This is a genomic window from Campylobacter sp. BCW_4321, from assembly GCF_001763075.1.
Taxonomy (GTDB): domain Bacteria; phylum Campylobacterota; class Campylobacteria; order Campylobacterales; family Campylobacteraceae; genus Campylobacter_D; species Campylobacter_D jejuni.
On the sequence record NZ_MJYA01000023.1, the window covers coordinates 1 to 2,693 of the forward strand.

The window sequence follows — 2,693 nt, forward strand, 5'->3', positions numbered from 1 at the left end:
ATAAAATCAATCTGTTTAACTTCTTTATTGTTGATTGTTAAATTTTTAATAGTTTGAATTAACTCTGTTTTAGAACTTATAAACATAAAAGATTCCTTATATAAAGCATTATTATATCATTTTTTATTTGCTAATATTTTTTGTCTCTCTATTAATCTCTCCTATCCACCTAAGCACATTGCCCTTATCATCAATCTCAACTTCTAAATCTTTGTATTTGTTGTAAAATTTAGGAGCTAAGATTTCTTGGAAGTATTTTGTGCCTTTTGGGGTTGTTGCTATCCAGATATTGTATTGTGACCAATATTGTGGTGTATCCCAAGAAGTGGGAGAAAACATTGTGCTACATCCATCTACAATAATATCATCATTCAAATTTCTTTCAAATCTTTCTTTATAAAAAAAATTATCTCTAAAATATATCCAAGCTTGATATTTATCTTCTTTATAATAAGATAAGTTTGAGGGATAATCTATTTTATTTCTATCTTCATCACAATAAGATCCAAAATCTATATAACCTGCTAGAAAAAGTTGCCCCAAGATATTAATATATTCACTTATATAGGTAGGTTTGGGTGTATTTAAAGAAGGAGTGTTGTTAAGACTATCAATATTATAAAATTGAATGATATTTGCATCTATTTCATGTCTTGCAAAAAATTCATCATCAATAAGTTTTAATAATAAATATTCAAATGCTAAGAGAATATCTGTTTTTGTTGTGTATCTTAAATATTCTAAAAGTAAATCCATTTCAGAAAAATATGGTTTATTATTTAATACTTTACTTAAATTTTCATAACTTTTATATCCTATATCATCTTTTTCTTTATAAGAAAAAATAGGATTACCCATTGCATATATTACTTTTATTCTTTTCACTTTTATTCCTATGGTTTAATATGAATAGTTTTATTGAGCTTTGGATTTTTGCCATAAATATTTATTGTTTCTCCCCCACTTCCAGAACCTGTTCTGTATATAATATCAATTCCATCATTCAATTTATATCTTATAAATTTTTCTTGCGTAATTTGTCCTGTTTTATGATTTTTTATAGGAATATATTTTTCTTCTAACTTTGTGGCATTTTTTATTAATTTTTGCCACAGTTCATCTAATTCTTTTTTATTTTTCAAAAGGCGAATATTCCCACTGCTACCTTTTTGTAGTTTTTCAATAATTTTCACTACTTCTTGTCGCGTTAAACCACTATTAAGTCTACTTGTAATTTTAAACATTGAATATAAACCTCTTAAAGCCGGAACAAATGTATAACTCACATCTTCCAAAGGTTTATCATTGAGTTCTAATTGACTAGGAAATACTATCTCAATAAACTCCCCACTGCCATCTTGTGTTTGTATTCTTATAACATTATCAGGGATGATTTCTTGAGCATTGTTTTCACTAGAACTTATATTATTGCTTTTTGTAGTGTTTGTGTATTTTGTGCCATTATTTATATTTACATCTTTATTTTTTGCTTTTATTTTGTTTTCACTAACCCCATTTACCACCACAAATTTACAAACATAAAACTCTTGTTTTCTATCTTCATCTTCTAAGATTTCATCTAGTCCTTGTGCGATTTGAAGTTTTAAATTTTGCATTTTTGCAGGAGCTAAAAAACTAAAATGATATTCGTTTAATTCTTTATTATCTTCTAAAGCATTTTTGATGATTTTATCATACTCATGTAGCTGTGTAAAATACCCTACTCCTAAATCTTTGTTTTCAAATTCCTTATAAGCACTTTTATAAACTTTAGCAATGTTTTTTGAGATAATAAAATAAAGTTTGATTAAATTAGTATCAAAGCTAAGATTTAATTCTTTAAATTCATAATCTTTACTAAAGTCTTGTTTGAATTGATTAAGAATATTTATATCCTCTATATCTTTTAAATCTTTTAAATCTATATTAAATTCATTTAAAGCCTTATTTTGTTCTTTTTTTTCATTATTGATTAAAAGATTATAGATAGGTAAATTATCTTTTTGAAATCTATCACTTTTATAATGAAGTCTTATTATAGGTTCTTTTAACTCTATTTGATTTTTACTTTGTTCTCCTAAGCCCTCTTTAGGATTAAAGCTGTGATCAAATTTAAACTTAGTAGGAGTAAAGCTTACTTTTAAAGGAAAACCTTTATCACTAATACAAGCTGATATGAGTTCTTGTAAGATTACATATTCATTATTGACTTTCTTTTGAGATAAGGATCCTTTTACATTAACAACTTTAGTACAAGGAACACTTACACCTGCTATAGTATTAGGACAAGCTACTATACTAGAGTTTAATAAATCACTTTCTAGCATAATAGGCACACCATCATCTTTAAAAGTTTTTCCTTTGTTTGATTTAAGTATGACTTTACCTCCATGGATACATTCTAGGTTTTGATTTTCTAAAAGAGCATGAAGTTTAGCTATAGCTTGTTTTTTATCTACTTGTGTGGTTTTTTGTTCTTTTAAAGTGTTTGAAATTAAGTCTTTATACTCTAAGCTTTGTTTGCTTAAACATTCTAATTTGATATTTAAAGAATTTTCTATAATAGAATAATTAAGCAAGCAAAGTTCATCATTTTTATAAAAGATACTAAGTCTTCCTAAACCACTGCTTTCATCTTTAGGAGAAAAATAATAACTAGGTGTATCTTGTTTTATAGTATTATCTTGATCTAA

General features: G+C 25.8%; 2 protein-coding genes. Both read right to left on the bottom strand.

What is annotated here, in order from left to right; genetic code table 11:
- Nucleotides 1-123: 123 nt before the first annotated feature.
- A complete protein-coding gene (locus AJN58_RS04365; RefSeq protein ID WP_088306429.1) occupies nt 124-885 on the bottom strand; it encodes a hypothetical protein in 762 nt (253 codons plus the stop codon).
- 8 nt (nt 886-893) lie between these two features.
- The coding region (locus AJN58_RS04370; RefSeq protein ID WP_261665675.1) for a hypothetical protein at nt 894-2,693 on the bottom strand (1,800 nt) is incomplete at its 5' end.